This window comes from Vibrio sp. 970, from assembly GCF_033339075.1.
In genome coordinates, this window is record NZ_JAWOTW010000194.1 from 1 (window position 1) to 809 (window position 809).

Consider the following 809-nt stretch of genomic DNA (forward strand, 5'->3'; position numbering starts at 1 on the left):
AAACATTGGGACTCGTTGGTGAATCTGGCTGTGGTAAAAGTACCTTAGGACGTACGATTCTAAAATTGTACGAGCCAACGGAAGGTAAGATTTTCTTTGAAGGCAAAGACATCACAAAGTTCTCTGTCAAAGAGATGCGCTCGTTGCGTAAAGACATGCAGATTGTCTTTCAGGACCCAATGGAGTCACTTAACCAGCGTCACACCATTGGTATGATTTTGGAAGAGCCGTATATCATCCATAAAATAGGCACTCCTGCAGAGCGTAAACAATGGGTGAAAGAGCTGTTGGTGAAAGTTGGCTTGCCTGAAACGGCTGTGAACCGTTATCCGCACGAATTCTCTGGTGGCCAGCGTCAGCGTATTGGTATTGCTCGTGCGATAGCACTGAAGCCAAAGCTGTTGATTTGTGATGAATCAGTATCTGCACTGGATGTATCGGTTCAGGCGCAAATTCTCAACTTGTTGCTGCAACTTCAACAAGAAATGAACCTTGCCATCATCTTCATCTCTCACGATTTGTCGGTGGTTAAGCATGTCTCCGATAAAGTTGCGGTGATGTACTTTGGTAAAGTGGTGGAAGCGGGGAATGCGAAAGAAATTTACGCGAACCCACAAAACGATTACACCAAGAAACTGCTCTCCGCGATTCCGATTACCCATCCTAAATATCGCAAGAAAAAGCGTGTGGCAGAAAAAAAGCAGCAAGTGGCGTAAGCCGTGCCACCATCGCATTCAAGAAAACACGCTCCGTTAAATAAACGGGGCGTTTTTCTTATGTATCCTTTTTTATCTTGCATGCTAAACTCA

The 809-nt window shown here is 44.7% G+C and carries 1 protein-coding gene; it reads left to right on the plus strand.

All coding sequences use genetic code 11. The annotated features are described in order from the left end of the window. Window positions 1-716 (plus strand): ATP-binding cassette domain-containing protein (locus tag R7Q11_RS25630; RefSeq protein ID WP_225466933.1); only part of this gene is annotated, 716 nt, incomplete at its 5' end. Window positions 717-809: the final 93 nt, after the last annotated feature.